At 39.6% G+C, this 24030-nt stretch carries 17 protein-coding genes; 9 read left to right on the top strand and 8 right to left on the bottom strand.

Annotated elements, in window-relative coordinates; translation table 11 throughout:
- Positions 1-23 precede the first annotated feature (23 nt).
- Positions 24-1208, top strand: a complete 1185-nt coding sequence (locus PTUN_RS11910) for a multidrug effflux MFS transporter (protein ID WP_009837156.1) — start codon at positions 24-26, stop codon at positions 1206-1208.
- Positions 1209-1258: 50 nt separating this feature from the next.
- Here PTUN_RS11910 and grpE read toward each other — a convergent pair whose 3' ends face one another.
- Together grpE and PTUN_RS11920 are read right to left on the bottom strand one after the other, a co-directional pair.
- Positions 1259-1843: a nucleotide exchange factor GrpE gene (gene grpE, locus PTUN_RS11915; RefSeq protein WP_009837157.1), complete on the bottom strand. Its 585-nt coding sequence runs from the start codon at positions 1841-1843 to the stop codon at positions 1259-1261.
- Between the two features lie 71 nt (positions 1844-1914).
- The gene (locus tag PTUN_RS11920) at positions 1915-2847 is read right to left on the bottom strand and encodes an HrcA family transcriptional regulator (protein ID WP_009837158.1); all 933 of its coding nucleotides are present in this window, start codon (positions 2845-2847) and stop codon (positions 1915-1917) included.
- Between the two features lie 87 nt (positions 2848-2934).
- Here PTUN_RS11920 and nadK point away from each other — a divergent pair, with 87 nt between their 5' ends.
- From nadK to recN, 3 genes are all read left to right on the top strand, one after another.
- Positions 2935-3816 carry an NAD(+) kinase gene (nadK, locus tag PTUN_RS11925; RefSeq protein ID WP_009837159.1) on the top strand — a complete coding sequence of 294 codons (882 nt, stop codon included), beginning with the start codon at positions 2935-2937 and terminating at the stop codon, positions 3814-3816.
- Between the two features lie 482 nt (positions 3817-4298).
- Positions 4299-4844 carry a hypothetical protein gene (locus tag PTUN_RS11930; RefSeq protein WP_009837160.1) on the top strand — a complete coding sequence of 182 codons (546 nt, stop codon included), beginning with the start codon at positions 4299-4301 and terminating at the stop codon, positions 4842-4844.
- Between the two features lie 80 nt (positions 4845-4924).
- On the top strand, positions 4925-6595 hold the full coding sequence (gene recN, locus PTUN_RS11935) for a DNA repair protein RecN (RefSeq protein WP_009837161.1): 1671 nt from the start codon (positions 4925-4927) through the stop codon (positions 6593-6595).
- Between the two features lie 191 nt (positions 6596-6786).
- Here recN and PTUN_RS11940 read toward each other — a convergent pair whose 3' ends face one another.
- From PTUN_RS11940 to PTUN_RS11955, 4 genes are all read right to left on the bottom strand, one after another.
- Entirely contained in the window at positions 6787-8205 is a 1419-nt protein-coding gene (locus PTUN_RS11940; protein WP_009837162.1) for an FAD-dependent oxidoreductase, read from the bottom strand.
- 12 nt (positions 8206-8217) lie between these two features.
- Positions 8218-12675: a glutamate synthase large subunit gene (gene gltB, locus PTUN_RS11945; RefSeq protein WP_009837163.1), complete on the bottom strand. Its 4458-nt coding sequence runs from the start codon at positions 12673-12675 to the stop codon at positions 8218-8220.
- A gap of 537 nt (positions 12676-13212) precedes the next feature.
- Complete coding sequence (locus tag PTUN_RS11950) at positions 13213-14712, bottom strand: dipeptidase (RefSeq protein WP_009837164.1); 1500 nt, start codon at positions 14710-14712, stop codon at positions 13213-13215.
- Between the two features lie 53 nt (positions 14713-14765).
- Positions 14766-15110, bottom strand: coding sequence for a Grx4 family monothiol glutaredoxin (locus PTUN_RS11955; protein WP_009837165.1), 345 nt, complete (start codon positions 15108-15110; stop codon positions 14766-14768).
- A 212-nt stretch (positions 15111-15322) separates the two neighbouring features.
- Between PTUN_RS11955 and PTUN_RS11960 the strand changes: the two genes are divergently transcribed.
- The 5 genes from PTUN_RS11960 (at position 15323) to PTUN_RS11980 (ending at position 21891) form a co-directional block, all read left to right on the top strand.
- Entirely contained in the window at positions 15323-15904 is a 582-nt protein-coding gene (locus PTUN_RS11960; RefSeq protein WP_009837166.1) for a Fe-Mn family superoxide dismutase, read from the top strand.
- Between the two features lie 308 nt (positions 15905-16212).
- Positions 16213-18135: a PrkA family serine protein kinase gene (locus PTUN_RS11965; RefSeq protein ID WP_009837167.1), complete on the top strand. Its 1923-nt coding sequence runs from the start codon at positions 16213-16215 to the stop codon at positions 18133-18135.
- A 30-nt stretch (positions 18136-18165) separates the two neighbouring features.
- Positions 18166-19452, top strand: coding sequence for a YeaH/YhbH family protein (locus PTUN_RS11970; protein WP_009837168.1), 1287 nt, complete (start codon positions 18166-18168; stop codon positions 19450-19452).
- A gap of 24 nt (positions 19453-19476) precedes the next feature.
- Entirely contained in the window at positions 19477-21000 is a 1524-nt protein-coding gene (locus PTUN_RS11975) for a SpoVR family protein (RefSeq protein WP_040643628.1), read from the top strand.
- Positions 21001-21006: 6 nt separating this feature from the next.
- The gene (locus tag PTUN_RS11980) at positions 21007-21891 is read left to right on the top strand and encodes a universal stress protein (RefSeq protein WP_009837170.1); all 885 of its coding nucleotides are present in this window, start codon (positions 21007-21009) and stop codon (positions 21889-21891) included.
- 51 nt (positions 21892-21942) lie between these two features.
- Here PTUN_RS11980 and PTUN_RS11985 read toward each other — a convergent pair whose 3' ends face one another.
- Together PTUN_RS11985 and PTUN_RS11990 are read right to left on the bottom strand one after the other, a co-directional pair.
- On the bottom strand, positions 21943-22917 hold the full coding sequence (locus PTUN_RS11985; RefSeq protein WP_009837171.1) for a diguanylate cyclase: 975 nt from the start codon (positions 22915-22917) through the stop codon (positions 21943-21945).
- A gap of 4 nt (positions 22918-22921) precedes the next feature.
- Positions 22922-23926, bottom strand: a complete 1005-nt coding sequence (locus PTUN_RS11990) for a response regulator (protein ID WP_009837172.1) — start codon at positions 23924-23926, stop codon at positions 22922-22924.
- Positions 23927-24030: the final 104 nt, after the last annotated feature.

Here is a 24030-nt window from a genome sequence, read left to right on the forward strand (position 1 = left end):
CCTTCTTTAAAAGCGCTCTTATTATGCAAACGTCTTTAAATAAACGCATTTTATTACCTTTATTAGCCAGTATTGTGGCCATTACCCCGCTTGCAATTGACCTGTATTTACCAGCCATGCTGCAAATTGCCAATGACTTAGGTACGTCGATTAGCCAAGTTCAATTATCATTAAGTACCTATTTAGCTGGATATGCGTTAGGTATGCTTTTCTTTGGCCCTTTAGCTGACCAATTTGGTCGCCGAAAGCTTGCTATTATTGGCTTATCTGGATTTTGCTTTTTTACGCTAATTTTAGTTTTTTGCCGCAATATTGAATTATTTTTACTCAGCCGTGGCCTTCAAGCCTTTTTTGGAGCAGCCGCAACTGTGGTTGTGCCAGGTATAATTCGCCATATTTATGAACATGAAACGGCTAAAGGCATGTCTTATGTGTCAATGATCATGATGATGGCCCCTCTGCTTGCCCCCTCAATTGGCAGCGCCTTAATGTTAATTTGGCATTGGCAGAGTATTTTTATCTTTTTAAGTGGCTATAGCATTATAATTTTACTTCTTGTGATGCGTTATTTGATTGATATTCCCATCACTAAAAACCCTAATACAGGGCTTAATTTATTTATTAATAGTTATAAAACAGTTTTGAGTTATCGCCCTGCTCGGTTTGATATTTTAAGCTCAATGTTCGCATCATTTGCTTTTTTCTGTTTTTTAACTTCGGTGCCGTTTATTTATCTCGATTATTTTAAAGTCGAAAGCCAAACCTTTGGGATTTTATTCGCATTTAATGTAATAGCTTTGATGGCGGGAAATTTTTTAAATACGCGCTTAGTAGGACGATTTGGCTCAAGAACAATGCTTTACAGCGGTTTGATATTGGCAATACTCAGCGCAAGCTGCTTAGTTGTAGCCTCATTGATGCATTCATCTTTAGTATGGGTTGTTGTTTTTATCGCCCCATTAATGATGAGCTTGGGATTAATGGCCAGTAATGCCGATGCATTAATTTTAATCGCGTTTGCCAAGCAATCAGGTACTGCGACAGCTGTAATAGGTACGTTGCGCTTTGGTAGCGGTGCACTGGCGGGGCCACTTTTAGCCTTGCTTCACAGTCACGATACTTTCGCTTTCTCAATTTTAATGTTTAGTGCTGTGGTGGCGATTTTATTATGCCAATGGCTACAGCATTTACAGAACAAGGCTGTTTAACAGCCATAAAAAAACCGCTTTTCAGCGGTTTTTTTATTCACAGCAGTAAATTATTCAGCCGCTTTCGATACCATTACCATAGCTGGACGTAATAAACGGCCATGTAATGTATATCCTTTTTGCATTACAGCAAGTACAGTATTTGGCTCAACTTCAGCGCTTGGTTGTAACGCCATCGCTTGATGATATTCAGGGTTAAAGCTCTCACCTTGCGGATTCACTACTTCAACGCCAAATTTTGCGACTGCAGTAACAAAGCTTTTTACTGTCATATCAATGCCTTCAAGTAATGGGGTTAATGCATCATTACTTTTATCAGCAAATTCGATTGCGCGTTCTAAGTTATCAATAACAGGTAATAACTCATTTGAAAACTTTTCTAATGCAAACTTATGTGCTTTTTCAATATCTTGAGCAGCACGACGACGCACGTTGTCTACTTCAGCTGCAGCGCGGATAACACTGTCTTTCTGGTCTGCAATTGTTTGATTAGCGGCTTCTAATTCAGCAGATAATAATGCAATTTCAGCCTCAGGGCTTAATTCTTGTTCGACGTTTTCACCATCAACATGTTGGTCAACAGTTTGTTCGTTCAGCTCAGCTTCTTGTGAAGCATGATTTGTTTGTTCAGACATTATTTCTGATCTCCAATTCTTTACAACTGCGGGTAATTATGGGGATGGAATTTTTAGATTCAAGAGTCTTTTTAACCCAAAGCAGTAAATTCATTAATTAATGCCTCTATCTCGGCTGTTTTTTTACAAATAATGCAAAAACGACCTTGGTAAACCCCTTGTGAAAAATAAGGTGCACTTAAGATTAATAAATGCTCAAAACCATGAAACGGCATATCATCGCCTAGGATCACCGATAAACCGCGCTTAAATGCCAGCTTATCTTCAACAAAACTAAGTAATGGGGTGCCTATGCATGGTTGCTCAGACCCTTTTAATGATTCAAATAAATAATTGTCACCCACAACAATGCTATTTTCAGACCCGAGTTTATCTGCAAGTAAACGCGTCCATTGCGCCAAAGAGCCATGACAAAACATTGGAGCCGTGGCTGACATTGCACGCATGCGTTGTAGCCCTTCGGCCAAAGTTTGCTGCGCAAACACGGTATTAAGCCAACCGTTAAAGGCCAAGCGAATTTTTTCGTTTGCTTCTAACGGTTTGGTGATCACAACATTGTGGCTTTGACCTTGACGGTCGAGTAATAAAATCAACCAGTTTTGCTTATCAAAATCCAGCACTTCAACTCGAAAAATAGCCTGAGAGGTGACTTGAGGTAAACCCACACACGCACATACCTTATATTTTTGGCTGATATAATGAGTAAATTGAATTAATGAATCATTACATGGCTGCCAAAAATCAACGACGTGCTGCAAATCAAAAAAAGTACCAAACCAATATTTAAATCCTGCCAAAGTGGGGACGCGCCCCGCAGAAGTATGAGGAGAATAAATTAAACCTAATTTCTCCATTCGTGCCATCGAATTACGAATTGTCGCAGAACATACGGCCATGCCGTTTTGTTTTGCTATTCGTGAAGACGGCACAGCCACGCCTTGCCCATCGCAATAAAAGCGCATAATGGCTGAGAAAATTTGTTGATCGCGAGTATTTAAATTCATAATGCCTTAATGAGGGCGAGGTTATTTATTTTCAAGTAGCTAAGCTTTTAGATATACTGAATTTACTTTCAATTTCAGTCAATCCTCATGAACAAGACATTCAATACCATTGGTCTTATCGGAAAACCTAATCACGCAGGCGCAAATGCCACATTAAAAAAACTCGATAGTTTTCTTGATGCACTAGGTTATGAAGTGCTCATTGAACAGCGAGTTGGTTTTGATATGGGCGTGCCTGAGCACCGCCTTGTTGAATTAGTGGACTTAGGACGCCAATGCGATTTAGCTATTGTGGTTGGCGGTGATGGTAATATGCTTGGCGCGGCAAGAGTATTATCGCGTTTTGATGTTGCTGTAATTGGGGTAAATCGCGGTAATTTAGGTTTTTTAACTGACCTTGATCCTCATAACTTCGAAGCCGCACTTGAGCAAGTTTTAGCTGGTCAATACCGTCAAGAAACCCGCTTTCTCCTAGAAGTTGAAGTCTATCGGCACGAAAAATTAAAAAGCTCTAATTCGGCAGTAAATGAAGCGGTTTTACATGCCGATAAAGTTGCTCATATGATTGAGTTTGAAGCTTTTATTAATGATGACTTTGTTTTTTCACAAAAATCAGATGGCTTAATTGTTTGCACCCCTACCGGCTCAACAGCTTATTCGCTTTCAGGCGGCGGGCCAATTTTAACACCCGAACTCAACGCTATGGCCTTAGTGCCGATGTTCCCACATACCCTATCAAGCCGCCCTTTAGTGGTTGATGCCGATAATGAAATTCGCTTAAAACTTAGCTTAGAAAATGATGACAACTTACAGATCAGCTGTGATAGCCATATTGTTTTGGCTGTTATGCCAGGTGATGAAGTTGTGATAAAAAAAGGGGATAAACCACTTCGCCTCATTCATCCAAAAGATTATTCTTATTACAACGTACTGCGACAAAAACTTAATTGGGGCAGCCGTTTATATTAGAGACTGCTGACTTTTCGCGTATGCTTTTGCCGCGCTTTGTTTGGTATTCTCACAAGGCGTAGCCGATGTAGTGTACTTATTCTACGTAAATCGGCGACCACGCAAGTAGCAATACCAAACAAGCCAATGCCTTCGATTTCATCTCATACTCCTCCTGTTCAATATTTATTTAGCATGCAAAATTACTGAATGAGCGCTGCGTTTAAAATACGTACAAATGAGCGGAATTCGTACAAAAAAGACCACAAGCCCTAAAAAAACATCAGAATTAGTGAAACCTTTTAACCATTTTTTACAGGTTTCACCTTCTTTAACAGCGAAAGTATTTATTTTAGAACATCAGATTTGCTAACTCATTCACTCATTTAAAGTTCAGCTCAATAATTTTTAAAATTCAAATTATCAACATGGCTATTTTATTTTGATAAAAGTTTGAGTATGCTGCCGCTCTAAGCTGTTTATTATGGATTTTTTTACTCATCATGACTTACATTGTGTTTCTATGCGTTATTCTTCTTATTGCGGTTTTTGCGACTTACACGGTAGTTGAAAATAATCGAAAAAAAGCCGAAGCCTTCAAAAAACAACAGTTTAATGACAGGGTTAAATACGTAACCGAAAACTATAAAAAGCAAATTTCACTCTACGCCGAAGCCAAACTCATTCGCCCAAAACATGTCCCTATGATGCAAGCTGTGGTTAATAACTTTTTTGTTGTCCAACCTCACAGTGAGTCGAACCTTATTTTAATGGAGGTTTGTCTTGAGAACTTAACCAATGTTTTAGCCAGTGAAATGGCTAAAAGTCATGTAACTGGTAATAAAGATCAACTTGCAGAACGAATTTTAAATTTTGTGAGCGAATTACCTACAGGGCGCGACTTCAATAAGATATTTTATGAGCAGCTTTTACCAGGGCTTGTTACAAGTCTCAAATCTGCAGATGTACTTAACGAGGCCACAATAGAGGCTTTATCTGCAGAAGAAAATGAAGCTCAAACAGAAGAAAAAAGCAGCACTACAAATTAGCTAAAAAAAGCTAAAAAATATTTGCGCAATTAACAAATACTGTATAAATTAACAGTTAATGAACTGGATGGATAAACAGTATGTTAATTGCGTTAGAAGTAAATAATTTTGCAATAGTTTCCGAGCTTGAAACTGAATGGCAACCGGGTATGACAACCATTACAGGTGAAACCGGTGCGGGTAAATCAATTGCTATTGATGCTTTGTCGCTTTGTTTAGGTGAACGTGCAGAAGCAAGCATGGTTCGCCCAGGCGCAGACAAAGCTGAGGTTACGGCCGAATTTGATATTCGCAAACTTCCTAATGCGCAAAAATTTCTACTAGAAAACGACTTAGTCAGTGATGACGAATGCATTTTACGACGAGTGATCAGTAATACAGGTCGCAGTAAGGCCTATATTAATGGCACTCCCGTCACAGCCAGCCAATTAAAAACGTTAAGTCAAACGCTGATTGCCATCCATGGACAACACGCACATCAATTATTAAGCAAAAATGAGCATCAACTTTTACTGCTTGACGAATATGCAGGTCATCAGGCGCTGTTAGCTGAGACTAAAAATTTATTTAAACGCTATCAAAGTATTAAGAAAGAACATGCTCAACTGCTTGCTTTACAAGCCCAGCAAGATGCCCAGCAGCAATTACTTGAATATCAAGTAGCTGAACTCAATGAGTTTGCTCTTGAAGATGGTGAATATGACAATGTTGAAGCTGAGCATAGCTTGCTTAGCAACATGCACACATTGCTTGAATCGAGCCAACGAGAGCTGCAACATCTGTATGAAGAAGATGGGGCTAACGCCTATACCATAGTACAACATAGTGCCAACCGATTTGCTGAATTAGCCAGCATTGACCCACAACTCTCACCAATTGCTGATTTATTATTTGAAGCAGCGGTACAAATTGAAGAAGCAGCCAGCAATATCCGTCGTTATCAAGAAAGCAGTGAATGTGATCCACATCGCTTAATTGAAGTAGAAGATCGCATGGCGAAAACATTAGAGTTGGCTCGTAAACACCATATCCGACCCCAAGAATTATATGATTTTCATCAACAGTTAATTAGCCAGCTTGATAAAATTAGCCACGATAGTGCACGACTAGACAGCCTCGAATTAGAAATAACAGCGACACTAGCGCAATACCAACAAAGCGCCCAAGTATTAAGCCAAAGCCGACACGCTGCAGCTACAGAACTTAATAACTTGATCAGCCAAAGTATGCATCAGCTGTCGATGGAAAATGGTCAATTTGAAATTGAGTTAGCTTTTGAATCTGCCAGCAGCCCAAGCCCTATCGGCTTAGATAAAATTGACTTTTTAGTTTGCACTAACCCCGGTCAGCCAATGCAGCCACTTGCTAAAGTTGCCTCTGGTGGTGAACTATCGCGTATAAGTTTGGCTATTCAAGTGATTATTGCTGCCAAAGTCACCACTCCAACGCTTATTTTTGATGAAGTGGATGTTGGTATTTCAGGCCCAACCGCCTCCGCTGTTGGAAGCTTATTACGACAATTGGGTGAATCAACTCAAGTCATCTGTGTAACTCACTTACCGCAAGTCGCTTGCAGCGGCCATCAACAATTTTTTGTGGCTAAATTTAGTGATGGCAAACAAACCCATACCAAAATGAGAATGCTCGACCAGCAAGGCAGAGTCAACGAAATAGCTCGCTTGTTAGGTGGCAATAATATTAGTCAAATTACTCTTAACAATGCGCAAGAGTTACTTGAAGCCTGCGCTTGAATATGAAAGTCTTATTTTAAATAGTAAAAAAGGTAAGCGAATGCTTACCTTTTTTTATTAAACCTAACCAATCGCTAAGTTATATTTTAAAGTATGTTCAAAAGCCTCAAAACAAACTGACTTATTAATAGCTGCTCAAGCTGATTAAGATCCTGAGCCATTCTATAAAGCCCGCTTTATTAAGACGTAAATCATACAGCTAAATAATCTAAAATCCCTTCTGCGGCATTACGACCTTCAAAAATTGCAGTAACAACAAGATCAGAACCTCGCACTATATCACCACCGGCAAATATTTTCGGATTGGTCGTTTGATGGGTATGGCCCAGACCTTGCTCAGGTGCTTTAATACGACCCCACTGATCACATTCAACCCCAAAAGGTTCAAGCCAAGGCATCGCATGTGGTTGAAAACCAAATGCCATAATTACTGCATCAGCAGGTAATAAATGTTCAGAACCAGCCACTTCTTCTGCGCGACGACGTCCTTTTTCATCAGGCTCACCCAGTGCTGTTTTAACCATGTTTACACCAATAACTTTGCCTTCAACATCAAGCTGAATTCCTTTAGGCTGCACATTAAACTTGAATTTAACGCCTTCTTCTTTGGCATTTTTAACTTCTCGTTTTGAGCCTGGCATGTTTTGCTCATCGCGTCGATAGGCACAAATGACTTCTTTTGCACCTTGACGAATCGATGTACGAACACAATCCATTGCCGTATCACCGCCGCCTAAAACCACAACACGTTTGTTCGCCATATCTTGATATGGATAAGCCTCATTATCAAAACCCATCACTTTATTGGTATTGGCAATCAAAAATGGTAAAGCGTCAAATACACCTTGCGCTTCTTCATTTTCAAGGCCGCCACGCATATTTTGATAGGTACCAACACCAACAAACACCGCATCGTATTGCGCTATTAAATCGGCTAATTGAACATCTTTACCTACTTCGGTATTTAAGCGAAATTCAACCCCCATTCCGGTGAATATTTCGCGGCGCTTTTCCATCACTGACTTTTCAAGTTTAAACGATGGAATACCGAATGTGAGTAGGCCACCAATTTCAGGATGACGGTCAAATACCACAGGTTTAACCCCATTACGGGCTAATATATCGGCACAACCCAATCCCGCAGGCCCAGCACCAATAATGGCAACTTTTTTATCGCTCCAGACCACATATGATGTATCGGGCTTCCAACCCATAGCAAAGGCTGTATCGGTAATGTATTTTTCAATATTACCAATAGTCACAGCACCAAACTCATCATTCAGTGTACACGAGCCTTCGCATAATCTGTCTTGAGGACAAACCCGACCACAAACCTCAGGTAAACTATTAGTTCGGTGTGATAATTCTGCCGCTTCAAAAATTTTACCGTCTTTAATTAGCTTCAACCACTGCGGAATATAATTGTGAACAGGACACTTCCACTCACAATATGGGTTGCCACAGTCTAAGCAGCGATCAGCTTGTGAATCGACTTGCTTGGCCGAAAACGGCTCATAAATTTCAACAAACTGCTTTTTGCGGGTCGAGATCGGCTTTTTACGCGGATCAACTCGCTGCACATCGATAAATTGATAAACATTTTGCGCCATTGTTATTTCTCCTTACTGAGCTTGAACTCTAAGCTCAGCACTACTGCGAGCACGATGACCTAATAAACTTTTAACATCGCTTGATTTAGGTTTTATCAGCCTAAATTTCGCTAAATAATTTTCAAAGTCAGCTAGAATTGTTTCGGCCCAGCATGACTTAGTTGCTTCTAAATGCTCGATAATTAAGCCGCGTAAATGCTCATGGTGAATGACTAAGTCATCCATCGCAATGAGCTCAACAAGCTCAGAATTAATTCGTTTTTCAAAGTCTTGCGCTTCATCAAGTACATAAGCAAAACCGCCTGTCATCCCTGCACCAAAGTTAATGCCTGTTTTACCTAAAATACAGACCACACCGCCGGTCATGTACTCACACGCATTATCACCTGCGCCTTCAATGACGGCGATTGCACCAGAATTTCGCACCGCAAAACGCTCACCGGCTCGTCCTGCCGCAAAAAGTTTGCCGCCTGTTGCACCGTACAAACAGGTATTACCAATAATACTTGCTTGGTGACACGCAAACGATGAACCCGGTGGAGGTGCAATACTTAACTTGCCACCAGCCATGCCTTTGCCAACATAATCATTCGCATCGCCAACAAGTGACATTTCTAAACCACCAGCATTCCATACGCCAAACGATTGACCAGCAGTACCGGTTAATTCTATTTGAATCGGATCGGCAGCCATACCTTGATTACCATGACGCTCAGCAATATAACCTGAAAGCAGCGCTCCAACAGAGCGGTCGGTATTATTGATTTTTGAGCGGATGACCTTACCTAACTTTTCATCAATCGCGGGTTGTGATTTTGCTAATAAAGTTTCATTTAAGCGACCTTGATAATGCGATGTATTAGCAGTGCTACAAAACAGTGTTTGACCCGATTTATTATTAGGGCGGTACAATAAGCCAGATAAATCAAGCTTGCTTTGTTTAGCTGTTTTCCCTTCAATGGCAACCAGCAAATCTGTGCGGCCAATTAAATCAACTAATTGACGAATACCTAAACTCGCCATAATTTCTCGTGCTTCTTGAGCAATGAACTTAAAGTAATTCATCGCCATTTCTGGTAAGCCGTGATAATGATTTTGACGTAGTTTTTCATCTTGTGTTGCAACGCCGGTTGCGCAGTTATTTAAATGGCAAATACGCAAATATTTACATCCTAAGGCCACCATAGGCCCAGTACCAAAACCAAAGCTTTCAGCCCCTAAAATGGCAGCCTTAATAATATCTAGGCCTGTTTTTAAACCACCGTCAGTTTGTAAGCGAATACGATGACGTAAACCGTTTTCAACCAATGCTTGCTGAGTTTCAGCAAGCCCAAGCTCCCAAGGTGAGCCTGCATATTTTACTGACGTTAGTGGGCTTGCGCCTGTTCCACCATCGTAACCTGCAATGGTAATCAGGTCTGCATAGGCTTTAGCCACACCTGTAGCTATAGTCCCAACACCAGGTTCTGACACTAATTTCACTGAAATCATCGCCTTTGGATTAACTTGCTTTAAGTCAAAAATCAACTGAGCTAAATCTTCTATTGAATAAATATCATGATGCGGGGGCGGTGATATTAATGTCACTCCAGGCACTGAATATCGTAACTTTGCAATGTATGGCGTTACTTTTTCGCCAGGAAGCTGACCGCCCTCCCCAGGTTTTGCACCTTGTGCGACCTTAATTTGAATCACATCTGCATTCACTAAATAATGCGGCGTAACCCCAAAACGGCCCGAGGCAACTTGTTTGATACGAGAATTCTTTTCTGTGCCATAACGCAGCACATCTTCACCGCCCTCACCTGAATTTGAACAACCACCTAAACGATTCATTGCAATTGCGAGTGCTTCATGTGCTTCAGGAGACAATGCCCCGATACTCATCGCTGCAGAGTCAAAGCGTTTGTAGAGCGCTTCGGCAGGTTCAACTTCGTCAATGGAAATCGCGCCATCACCTGCTTGTAATTGTAATAAATCGCGTAACGTGGTGATGGGTCTGTTATTAACTAAATCGGCATAGCGTAAATAATCTTGGTATTCACCTGAGCGTACAGCAACTTGCAGAGTTTGAATAACGTCTGGGTTATAGGCATGGTATTCGCCGCCATGGACATATTTAAGTAATCCACCATGATCAATTGGCTTACGTTTTACCCAAGCTTTACGCGATAAATTTAAAAGTTCTTGATGAAAATCACTAAAGTCAGCACCTTTGATACGATTAACAACACCTTCAAAACACGTCGCGACCACTTCATCAGCTAAACCTACGGCTTCAAACAACATTGAACAGCGGTAACTGGCAACGGTGCTTATACCCATCTTCGACATGATTTTATAAAGGCCTTTGTTTATCGCATTACGATACGAAGACGTAACCTGACAATAACTTTGTTTTATTGTGCCTTTATCTGACATTTGCGTTAGGGTTTCGTAAGCTAGATACGGATAAATAGCCGTCGCACCAAAACCGAGTAATACCGCAAATTGGTGAGGATCACGACAACTTGCCGTTTCAACAATAATATTGGCATCACAACGTAAATTGTTTTTAACTAAACGTTGATGCACCGCACCCACAGCCATCGCTGCAGGAATTGGCAAATGCGCAGGCGTTAAGCCTTTATCAGATAATACAATCAGTACTACGCCGGACTCAGCCTGCGCTTGTGCTTCATCACATACGCGAGAAACTGCGGCAGCCAACCCTTCTTCAATGAGATAATTAAGGTTGATAGTGCACGAATTGTAATGCGCTTGATCAGCCAATAACAGCTGGGTCATATCTGAAAACATTAATACCGGCGATGAAAATTGTAATCGCTTGGCATGGCCTGTTGTTTCATTAAATACATTTTGCTCGCGGCCAATACAGGTCGCCAGCGACATAACGTGATTTTCACGCAATGGATCGATTGGTGGATTAGTTACTTGGGCAAACTTTTGGCGAAAATAATCGTAAATTGGTCGCTCTTTAGATGACAGCACCGCGAATGGGGTGTCATCACCCATCGAACCAGTTGCTTCTTGACCTATGGCCCCCATAACCCGAATAACTTGGTCAAGTTCTTCAAAACTATAGGCATATTGCTTGTGATAAACCGCAAGTAAATCATCATCGAGTTCACGTTGGCCAGTTAATTCCTGTGCTAAGTCTTCAAATGGAGTAAGGCGCTGCACATTTTGTTCAAGCCAAGATTTATACGGATGACGATTTTTTAGGTCGTTATCGATTTCGTTTGAGTGCCAGATTTTACCGTGCAAGGTATCAATAACCAGCAACTCACCTGGGCCTACGCGGCCTTTTTCTTGCACTTCATCAGGAGTGTAATCCCAAATTCCCACTTCAGATGCAAGGGTAATTAAGCCATCTTTCGTCACCACATAACGCGCTGGACGCAAACCATTGCGGTCTAAATTACAGGCTGCAAAACGGCCATCGGACATAACGATCCCAGCAGGGCCATCCCATGGTTCCATGTGCATGGAGTTAAAATCATAAAATGCTCTTAAATCCTCATCCATGGCTTTATTTTTTTGCCAAGCCGGTGGCACGAGCATTCGCATTGCACGGAAAATATCCATGCCACCCGCTAAAAACAGCTCCAACATATTATCTAGGCTTGAACTATCAGAACCGGTTTCATTGACAAACGGCGCTGCGGTTTGTAAGTCTGGTAACAGTGGCGATGAAAACTTATAAGCCCGAGCGCGTGCCCATTGGCGATTGCCTTCAATAGTGTTTATTTCACCATTGTGCGCAAGGTAACGAAATGGCTGCGCTAATGGCCAGCGAGGCTGGGTATTGGTTGAAAAACGCTGATGAAAAACACAAATTGCCGACTCCATCCGAATATCAGCTAAATCTAAATAGAAATTTGGTAAATCAGCCGGCATCACTAAGCCTTTATACACAGTGACTAAGCCCGACAGGCTACAAATATAAAAGTAATCATCATTAATAATGCGCTGTTCAATCCGACGACGAGCAATGTATAAGCGACGCTCTAAATCTTTTGGTCTCCAGCCTTCAGGCGCTGAGACAAAAATTTGCTGAAATTGAGGTAATTGCTCAATTGCAATTGGCCCTAAAGATGCGGGATCTGTTGGCACATCGCGCCATCCAACAATTGTTAGTGTTTCTTTTTCAAGCTCTTGGTTAACAATTTGTCGAGTTTTTTGCGCAAGCTCAGGATCCGGATTTAAAAAAATCATCCCTACCGCATAATTTTTACCCAAATGCCAATTTTGCTCTTGAGCAATACTGCGAAAGAAGTTATCTGGCTTTTGTAATAACAAACCACAGCCATCACCGGTTTTTCCATCTGCTGCAATACCACCTCGGTGCTGCATCCGATCTAACCCTGTTATAGCTGTACGTACCAATTTATGACTGGCAGTGCCGGCGATGTGTGCTATCAAACCGAAACCACAATTATCTTTTTCTAATTTTGAGTCATATAACATGAATGAACTCCTCTCCATTGCTACAGCTAGAGTAGAAAGTTGCAGATTAACCGATAGTGGAAATAAGAACTCTAGCAGAAGATAGAAGCTATCGATAAAAAAGCATGGAGTCAATCAAATTTTGAATACATATTCATGAATGTGAATATATTTCACGATTGTGAATGCACGCATAAATTTAACAAAATAACCGTTATTTTGGCCTATTTTGAAAACTTAACGCCAATGACACCGGTGACATTTTATCATTTTGTAAATCAATGACATCTATTAGAGTAAGTTTACGTAAACGTAAACAAAGCGTCATTGTGAATATTTATTCACAACATTCACGATGTAAATGATTAGTTTTTAAAATTAAACAGACATTTTAACCATCCTTAAGGATGGGTTTTTCACAAGATGGTCGCCAGTGCTAAGAATAATTAAGCAGGGATTTTTTTAGATAAAATCAGATGTTCTAGAATTTTGGAAAATAAAAAAACGCCCTATCCAATTAATTGAATAGGGCGTTCATATTTATGCGTTGTAATTCGATTATAAATTTGCGACTTCAATCATCATTGCAGTGTACATCTGCAAATTTAGTTTTATTTGCTCTTGGGTAATAAATTCATGTTCAGAATGACCGGTATACGCTTTACCTGGCATTGATGGTCCAAATGACACCGCACGTTTAAACAATTTTGCATTTGTTCCCCCTCCGATTGACACGGGCTTCGCATCTTTTTGGCCACTGTAATGACTAAAAATAGCTAATAATGTTTTAGCATGAGGTGCATCATCAAGTAACATAGGATCAGATAATACAATATCGGTGGCAGGTAATTTTAGCTGATGTAGCACTTGCCAATTATCCACAGCTTGAGCAATTTGTTGCTCAAGCACGTCTTTGTCTTTACCAACTGGCCGTCTTAAATTTACGGTCAGAGTTAAATGCTCAAGATCTTTTGTGGTTAGTAAAGTCGGAGCAACTGTCATTGGTCCCATAAAATCATGGCTATAAGCAATTTCACCAAATTGGCTACCGTACAAATCAAGCCCAATTAACTCATTAACATAGTTAATTGCCTGCCCACTAGCATTCATTTCTAAAGAAAGGTCTCCAAGCAAATGCGCTAAATACGCAATCGCATTAATACCCGACTCAGGCTCTGATGAATGGGCTGAGCGACCTTTAGCATGAATGCTAATAGTGTTGTCATGATGCGTAAACTCAAACGCAACTGCATTTATTTGTTGGGCTTTATTTTTTAATGCTGCCAGCTGATTTGCAGTCACATTATGTAACGTTACATAGGCATCTTCAGGAATTTGGCTTGCAAAAGCACCGCCTCTAAAATGCTCAGCATAAAGTTTTGTTTTATCAAAATGTTGATCTGGAAATTGATTTTTGACACTGCACCAGCCCTTTTCGGCGACAACCACAGGATAAGATGCATCTATCGTCACAGCAAAATCAGGTTGTTGATAATCTTGCATAAATAACTCAAGCGGCGCCCAATCAGACTCTTCAGCGAGGTAAATCATCAACTCAAGCCGACGTTTTAGCACCACATTATTATCTTTAATCGCTTTCATTGCGTACAAAGCGGTTGCTATTGGGCCTTTATCATCTTCACTACCACGAGCAATTAGTTTGCCCGGCTCCGAATGACTATCAAGTTCAAACGGACTGCTTTTCCACTTACTCGCATCAGCAGGTTGCACATCACCATGGGTGACTACCGTGATTTTATCGTCCTGTTCGCCATAGCTAATTAAAACGGTATAACCATGATCTTCAAATTTAAACCCTAATTGCTTTGCTTTTAATGCAAGATATTGTTTAAAAGCGATAAAATTAGGATCGCTAGGTACAGTAAATTGTGGATTTTTAACCGTAGGAAAGGAGACTAAATTTCCTAAGGTATGAATTTGTGCTTGATGATAATTTGCCACAGCATAGTTTGATACATCTTGTGCTTGAGATGAAAGATCTGCCCAAGCCATGCTTGTCAAAAATGGTAAAATTAGGGGTAATTTTTTAACCAACATTGTAATTTCTCTAAATCTTAAACATAAAAAAAGCGAGCTAAGCTCGCTTTACATTATTCTGCAGCTTCTTCAGCTGGTTTGTTTCTTGCCGCAGCTTCTGCGATTAAAGGCTGTAATTCACCTCGTTGAAACATTTCAATAATGATGTCACAACCACCAATTAACTCACCTTCAATCCAAAGCTGTGGGAAAGTTGGCCAATTAGCATAATGAGGTAATTCAGCACGAATATCTGGGTTAAGCAGAATATCAACATATGCAAATGGTTCACCACACGACATCAATGCTTGTGAAGCTTGAGATGAAAAACCACAGTTAGGTAACTTAGGTGAGCCTTTCATATAAAGTAAAATTGAGTTCTCTGAAATTTGCTGTTTAATCTTGTCAATAGTTTCCATGGTCAACCTCAAAATGCACCACATTTGGTAAAAACAAATAATACTTCTAAATGAGTTTATAACCAAATCTTTGTATTAATAATTGAATAAAATAGTATGCTTTCAATAATCTGATAAGCTATGGCATTGCTGTTTGGCAAAACTTGAGTAAAATACTCGGGATTATAGTAACACCATAAACCCATTTAACAAAAGTCGATGGAGATATAAAAATGGCATTTGAACTACCGTCTTTACCTTATGCAATTGATGCACTTGTACCACATATTTCACAAGAAACTTTAGAGTTTCACCACGGTAAACACCACAACACGTATGTTGTTAAATTAAACGGTTTAATCGCTGGTACTGATTTTGAAAACAAATCTTTAGAAGAAATCGTTCGTACTTCTGAAGGCGGTGTTTTTAATAATGCAGCTCAAATCTGGAATCATACTTTCTACTGGCACAGTTTATCACCAAATGGTGGTGGCGAGCCTACTGGCGCAGTAGCAGCTGCAATTGATGCAAAATGGGGCTCATTCGCTGCATTTAAAGAAGCATTTAACGACAAAGCTGTAAACAACTTTGGCTCAAGCTGGACATGGTTAGTCCAACTAGCTGATGGCTCTTTAGATATCGTCAATACATCAAATGCTGCAACACCGCTTACACAAGAAGGTGTTACACCATTAATGACTGTAGATTTATGGGAACATGCATATTACATAGATTACCGTAATGTGCGTCCAGAATACCTAAATGGTTTTTGGGCATTAGTAAACTGGGAATTTGCAAACGCAAACCTAGCTTAATCTCTTAGCTAACATCCTACTAAAAAGGCGCTTTTGCGCCTTTTTGTTTTATTACACTTTCGTTTTCACTGCTCATCGATAATCCAAACTACTTTACCTTTACAAAATTCATACATTATTTGCCTATTTTATTTCTAGAAAACAATTAACTGAACATTATTAACTTTTTTGCAATAAAATATTTTTTTTCTTTAAAAATCGTCACTTTAAACAAGCAGATTATTTAATTGAAGCTAAGCTTATGGCTATGGCAAAGACAAAACCGATGTTTTTTTGCTATGCATTTACTCGTTCCACTGGAGGTCATTATGACAATATTCGATCACTACCAAGCACGATACGAAGCAGCGAAAGAAGAAGAATATACCATTGCAGAATTCTTGGAAATTTGTCGCAATGATAGGACCGCTTATGCAAGTTCAGCTGAGCGCTTACTCGCAGCAATTGGCGAACCAGAAATGGTTAACACTGCACAAAACCCCCGACTAAGTCGTATTTTCTCTAATCGCGTCGTTGCCCGTTACCCCGCATTTAATGAGTTTTATGGTATGGAAGAAGCCATAGAGCAAATTGTTGCCTATTTAAAACATGCAGCCCAAGGCCTTGAAGAGAAAAAACAAGTGCTGTACTTATTAGGGCCTGTTGGCGGTGGTAAATCATCATTAGCCGAAAAGCTTAAGTTTTTAATGCAAAAAATGCCTATTTATTGCATTAAAGGCTCTCCAGTCAACGATCATCCATTAGCTTTATTTGACCCATTAGAAGATAGCGAGCTACTGCAAAAAGAATACGGCATTGAACCAAGATACATTAAAACAATTATGTCCCCTTGGGCCTCAAAACGTCTTCATGAATTTAACGGTGATATTACAAAATTTAAGGTGATCAAACGATACCCTTCAATCCTTGATCAAATTGCAATCGCCAAAACGGAACCTGGCGATGAGAACAATCAAGATATCAGTGCGTTAGTGGGTAAAGTAGACATTCGTAAACTTGAACACTTTGCTCAAAATGACCCCGATGCTTATGCTTATTCAGGTGCCCTTTGTAATGCTAACCAAGGGCTAATGGAGTTTGTTGAGATGTTTAAAGCACCCATTAAAGTGCTGCATCCTTTATTAACAGCTACACAAGAGGGTAATTACAACGGCACTGAGGGTCTTTCAGCATTGCCTTTTGATGGCATTATCTTAGCGCATTCAAATGAATCTGAATGGCAAACCTTTAGAAATAACAAAAATAATGAAGCCTTTTTAGACCGCGTTTACATCGTCAAAGTGCCTTATTGTCTGCGTGTTTCTGAAGAAATGAAGATTTATGGCAAATTACTTGAGCACTCCCAACTTAATGACTCTCCTTGTGCACCGGGCACGTTAGAAACCCTTGCACAGTTTTCAGTATTATCTCGCATGAAGGACCCTGAAAATTCAAGCATTTACTCCAAAATGCGGGTGTATGATGGCGAAAGTTTAAAAGATACCGACCCTAAAGCTAAATCCTATCAAGAATACCGTGACTACGCAGGAGTTGATGAAGGCATGAATGGTCTATCGACTCGTTTTGCCTTTAAAATTTTATCTAGAGTATTTAATTTTGATCATGTTGAAGTAGCAGCAAACCCCGTACATCTTTTTTATGTTTTAGAACAGCAAATTGAACGTGAACAATTTAGCCAAGAAGTTCAAGACCGTTATTTAGAGCACCTCAAAGGTTATCTGATCCCTAAATATGTTGAATTTATTGGCAAAGAAATTCAAACCGCTTACCTAGAGTCTTATTCAGAATACGGTCAAAACATCTTCGACCGTTATGTCACCTATGCTGATTTTTGGATCCAAGATCAAGAATATCGCGACCCAGATACCGGCCAATTATTCGACCGCTCAGCACTTAATGCTGAACTAGAAAAGATTGAAAAACCTGCTGGCATTTCGAATCCTAAAGACTTTAGGAATGAAATTGTTAATTTTGTTCTGCGTGCCAAAGCACATAACAATGGCAACAATCCAACTTGGACCAGTTATGAAAAACTTCGTACTGTTATTGAGAAGAAAATGTTCTCTAATACCGAAGATTTATTGCCTGTTATTTCGTTCAATACAAAAACCTCTACCGATGATCAGCAAAAACATGAGGACTTTGTTAATCGTATGGTTGAAAAAGGCTATACCCAAAAACAAGTTCGTCTCTTGTCTGAATGGTATTTGCGCGTTCGTAAATCGCAGTAAAAGGTAGTCACTCACAGCGGAGGTAGCTTTATGGCACATTTTATTGACCGCCGCTTAAATGGCAAAAAGAAAAGTACGGTGAATAGACAAAAGTTTATTCGCCGTTACAAACAGCAGATAAAAGAAGCTGTTTCTGATGCCATTAGTAAGCGCAGCGTAACAGACATCGACTCAGGTGAAAGTGTTTCTATTCCACATAAAGACATTGGTGAACCTATGTTTCACCAAGGAAAAGGTGGGGTTAGAAATACTGTGCACCCTGGTAATGATCAATTTAGCACTGGTGATAAAATCAAACGCCCGCAATCAGGACAAGGAGGTGGTGCGGGTGAAGGTGATGCCAGCAATCAGGGCGAAGGCTCTGATGAATTCGTTTTTTCTATTTCAAAAGATGAATATCTCGATTTACTATTTGAAGACTTAGAACTGCCTAATATGCAACAAACCCAGCTTGATCGGTTGGTGCAAATGAAAACTCATCGTGCAGGATTTTGCCAAGATGGGGTTGCATCTAATATCGATATTGTGCGCTCTTTACAAGGCTCATTGGCACGGCGTGTTGCTATGACTGCGGGTAAAAAAAGACGCCTTGCTGAAGCTGAAATAGAATTAGCAGAGCTATTAGCAGCACCTCAAAGAGATGAATCAATCATTGCGCAACTTCAAAATGAAATTGAATCTTTAAAACACAAAATAGCAGCCACACCATTTATTGATACCTTTGATTTACGCTTTAGAAATTATGAAAAGCGGCCTGAACCGACCAGCAAAGCAGTGATGTTTTGTTTAATGGATGTTTCTGGTTCTATGGATCAAGCAACCAAAGAAATGGCTAAACGTTTTTATATTTTACTCTACATGTTTTTAACTCGAAGCTATAAAAACATCGAAGTAGTTTATATACGCCACCATACCCAAGCAAAAGAAGTTGATGAACAAGAGTTCTTTTATTCGCAAGAAACAGGCGGCACAATAGTTTCAAGTGCGTTAAAACTTATGGATGAAGTAATAAAAAAACGCTACAACAGTACTGAGTGGAATATCTACGCTGCACAAGCATCTGATGGCGACAATTGGGCCGATGACTCACCAAACTGTACCGAAATCCTTAAAAAACAATTGTTACCTGCGGTTCGTTATTATGCCTATATTGAAATCACTAACCGTGCACATCAAAGCCTTTGGCGTGAATATGAAAAGATAGCCAAGGCACATCCTAACTTTGCTTTACAGCACATTCGTTCGGTTGAAGATATTTACCCTATTTTCAGAGAGTTATTTCAAAAGAATAAACAAATCTCAAAAACAGTCGCATAACACCATCAATTGCGAGGTATGGATATGACAACTACAAGATTGCCTGATGGCCCTGATTGGACATTTGAATTATTAGAACAATACCATAGTGAAATTGCGCGAGTGGCAAAACACTATCGTTTAGATACCTACCCGAACCAAATTGAAATTATTGCCGCAGAACAAATGATGGATGCCTACTCAAGTGTTGGCATGCCAATTGGCTATAATCATTGGTCTTTTGGTAAAAAATTTATTCAAACAGAACAAAATTATAAGCGAGGCCAAATGGGCCTTGCTTATGAGATTGTCATTAATTCTGATCCTTGCATTGCCTACCTCATGGAAGAAAACACCATGCCAATGCAAGCATTGGTAATGGCTCATGCCTGTTATGGCCATAATTCATTTTTTAAAAATAATTACCTCTTTAAAACATGGACAGACGCCAGTTCAATTATCGATTATTTAGTATTTGCTAAAAACTATATTGCTAAATGCGAGCAAAAACATGGTTTTGATCAAGTCGAAAGTTTACTTGATTCTTGTCATGCATTAATGAACTACGGGGTTGACCGTTACAAACGGCCACATGAAATCTCTTTATTTGAAGAACAGCGCAGACAAGAAGAACGGGCAGATTACTTACAATCGCAAGTAAATGAGCTGTGGCGCACCATTCCCCACCATCATCAAGAAGCAAAAGAAAAGAAGGTTCGTTTTCCTGAAGAACCTCAAGAAAATATTTTATATTTTATTGAAAAACGCGCCCCACTTTTAGAACCTTGGCAACGAGAAATTATCCGGATTGTACGCAAAATTTCGCAATATTTTTATCCGCAAAAACAAACTCAAGTCATGAATGAAGGCTGGGCGACATTTTGGCATTACACCATCTTAAATCACTTATATGACGAGGGAAAAGTCACTGACGCTTTTATGCTCGAAATATTACAAAGCCACACGAGTGTCGTTTATCAACCACCTTATAACAGTCCCTATTATTCGGGGATTAATCCTTATGCTCTAGGTTTTAACATGATGGTTGATATCAAAAGAATTTGTGAAAATCCAACCGAAGAGGATAGATATTGGTTTCCTGATATTGCCGGTAAAAATTGGCTCGATACCCTACATTTTGCCATGCAGAATTTTAAAGATGAAAGTTTTATTAGTCAGTTTTTATCACCAAAATTAATGCGAGATTTTAAATTATTTTCAATCCTTGATGATGAAGCACAAAGTCATTTAGAAGTGGGTGCTATTCATAATGAACAAGGTTATCTTGCTATACGCCAAGCATTATCTGAGCAGTATAATCTGAGTAATCTCGAGCCGAACATCCAAATATATGATGTTGATGTCCGGGGCGATCGTTCGCTGACATTGCGTTTCGTGCCAAACAAAAAAGTCCCCCTCTCTGATTCAAAAGATGAAGTTATGAAACATCTTTACAGATTATGGGGCTTTAAGGTAAAACTGGAACAAGTATCCGAATCTGGGGCTGTAACTGAGATTGCTAAATGTCCGCTGCCAGAACATCAAAAATTATCTGAATTAGAAGTTTAAGCATTTATGGATAAAAGAATTTTAGTCATTATTGACCACATAAAATACTGCGCACCAGCCCTTAAACAGGCTGGTATTTTAGCCAAGCATTTTAACCAAAATATTGAGCTAATTTGTTTTACCTATGAACATAGCGCGCACATACCACTTGAATTATCACCATCACAACTTGAACAAGTAAAACAGGCAAGACTGGGCCAAACAGCCAATGAACTTGCAGAACAACTCTTGGTGGTAAACCATGAAACGCAAATAGAACAATCCATCCTTTGGCATAAATACCCAAGTCAGTGGCTCAGTGATGATTGTGATTTCTCGAAATACAGTATGGTCATAAAAACTCGCCATATTGATAATCAACAACAGTTTTCACAACTAGATTGGCAATTAATTCGCACCTCACCACTGCCAGTTTATTTAGCTGCAGATCAAACTTGGCGCAACAATAAAAATGTCTTTGGTTCACTCGATTTAGCGAGTAAAAAGGCCAGTAAAGTAGCTCTCAATCAAGCTGTTATTGAAAGTTGTATTTCCTTTGCACAAATGAATCAAGCCTCAGCAAAATTTGGCTATGCCGTCAGTATTTCGCCTCTGTTGCGTGATTTAGGTTTTGTTTATGTTGATGAAACACAAATGAATGCACTTGATAATATTCCTTCGGATCAACAAGCTATCTTAAAGCAGTATCAAATTATTAATGATGTAGCGGTCAAAGCAGGCCCTGCCGAGAAAGTTATTCCTAGTTTAGCCGCTGATGTGAATGCAGGGTTAGTTGTTATCGGCTCTGTAGGGCGCAAAGGTCTTAAGGGAAAACTACTTGGAAATACGGCTGAGAAAATTCTTAACTTGCTCAAAACTGATTTATTAATCTTAACCCCTGAAAAAGAATAGTGCGTTTTAACGCACTATTCTTTTTGTTCTACTCATAAATAACCATGGTTTTTATTCAGCATGTGGAATTGCATCATAAACAGTGACTCGATTGCGGCCATTCTCTTTTGAGTAATACAATGCTTTATCCGCATCAGCAATCCACTGCTCATGTTGCAAATATGACTTTTTGTATGGCGCAAGCCCTAGGCTAATCGTCAGTTTTATTTGATTATTGTCAAAAATAATTGTCGATTCAGCCAGAATTTTTCGTACTCGCTCAGCAAAGACCTTACCGCCTTCAACATCAGTATCAACCAATGTAACAGCAAACTCCTCACCACCAAAACGACCAATTAAATCAGACTCTCGTAACGTTTTTTTCAATACATCAGCGATATGGCGCAGTGCCGCATCACCACCACTATGGCCAAACTCATCATTAATTCGTTTAAAATGATCAACATCGAGCATTAACAAACAACTTTGCCCTTCATTACGTTGTAATCGTTTGGCTTCTTTTTTTAAGCTTTCTTCCCAAAACCCACGATTGTACAAACCCGTTAAACGGTCAATTCGACTTAAACTTTCTAATTTATGATTAGCCTCTTCAAGCTCTTTTTTATTAATCGCTTCATCTGTTACATCATAAATTATGATGCAAATATGAGACACCTCACCCCTTACATTCGTCAATGGAATAAAGGTAGAGTTTTGATACATGTGATCTGCTTTACCTGTGATTGGACGGTAGTTTTTAAACCTAAAAATATACGGCTGCTGCTCCCAAATCGTAAAGGAGCGGTTTTTTAATACGAAGACCGATTCGGCTTTACTACGAAACCACTTTTCATCAATGCTAGGATAAATATCACAGACATTTTTATCTTTTACAGCACTAGGTAGCAGGCCTGAATGATTTTCCATAAACCCATTCCAAACACATACTCGATATTCTCTATCTAACACCACTAATCCAACGTCAATGGTATTAAACATATCCATCATCCAATGGATTTCATTCATTTCAAAATCAGCTGCTGGCATAGGATTAATCTTCTAATAAATACTGAACTTTATACTTCAGCGTTTTTAATGAGTCTTCGGTAAATAGCAGCATCAAATCACAATTAATATTATGATTTTCGATGCCGTAACTTATTTCGATAGCAAGTGTACGTTGCCAACGTGATTTATTTGCTTGCACTAACTCATGTACATCACAATGCTGGCCCATCACAACAGGGTGACCTTGACTAAATGGCATATCAAGTTGTTTTGAAAGACCTGTGAGCACTGAGCCAATTAGGATATTACTAATATCCATTAATAATTCGAGTTCATTTTTACTATTAAGCTCACCGTCAAAATTCATCAAAGAGGCAATTTCTTTAAAGCTAGAGTCATTAAGCAACAAAAGCGCTTCACCAGATACGCCGCCACCGATAAAACCCTGGCAAACACCTGATGTACTGGCATTACTATCAATTGATTGCAACGCCATGTCGAGCTCACTTACTTCTAATACATTAACGTTTGGAATGGGTAATTTAACAAATACGTTTAATAAACGCGCCAGTAAATCTCCAGCTTGCCCCATAGCTACATTTGTTAGCTCTTGATAAATATCTCGAATTTCAGGATCAAGCTGCTCACCTAAGGCATTGGCTAAGCGCTCACGCATCGCGCGGTCTTTAATGCCATGTTTTTCAATAATTTCGGCAAGTTTACTAGCATCACACGGTTTTTTAATAAAATCGATCGCCCCTAAACCGAGTACTCGTTGATGGGCGGTAGGCTGAATGTCTCCAGATACAACAACCGTAAGCACATTTAAGTTTTGCTCTTGGATAGCTTGAAGTACTTCATAACCATCCATTTGCGGCATATTCAAATCTAAAAAAAGAATTTCAGGAGAAATAGCGCGGATCTGCTCTAAGCATTGCACGCCGTTTTCGGCAAATTCAATTTTGATGTCCCAATCTTCCGGTAAAGAACGGGCTAATTGTCGCCGTGCTAGCCGAGAATCATCACAAATTAAAACGGGAGTCGCCATAGACATTCTCTTTATTTATTATTATTACCAGTTTAGAGCAGAATTTAGCTAAATTCACACATTCTTTACTTTGGATTTAAAACATAACAAAATTTGTTCCATAA

It is taken from the genome of Pseudoalteromonas tunicata (genome assembly GCF_002310815.1).
Classification (GTDB): domain Bacteria; phylum Pseudomonadota; class Gammaproteobacteria; order Enterobacterales; family Alteromonadaceae; genus Pseudoalteromonas; species Pseudoalteromonas tunicata.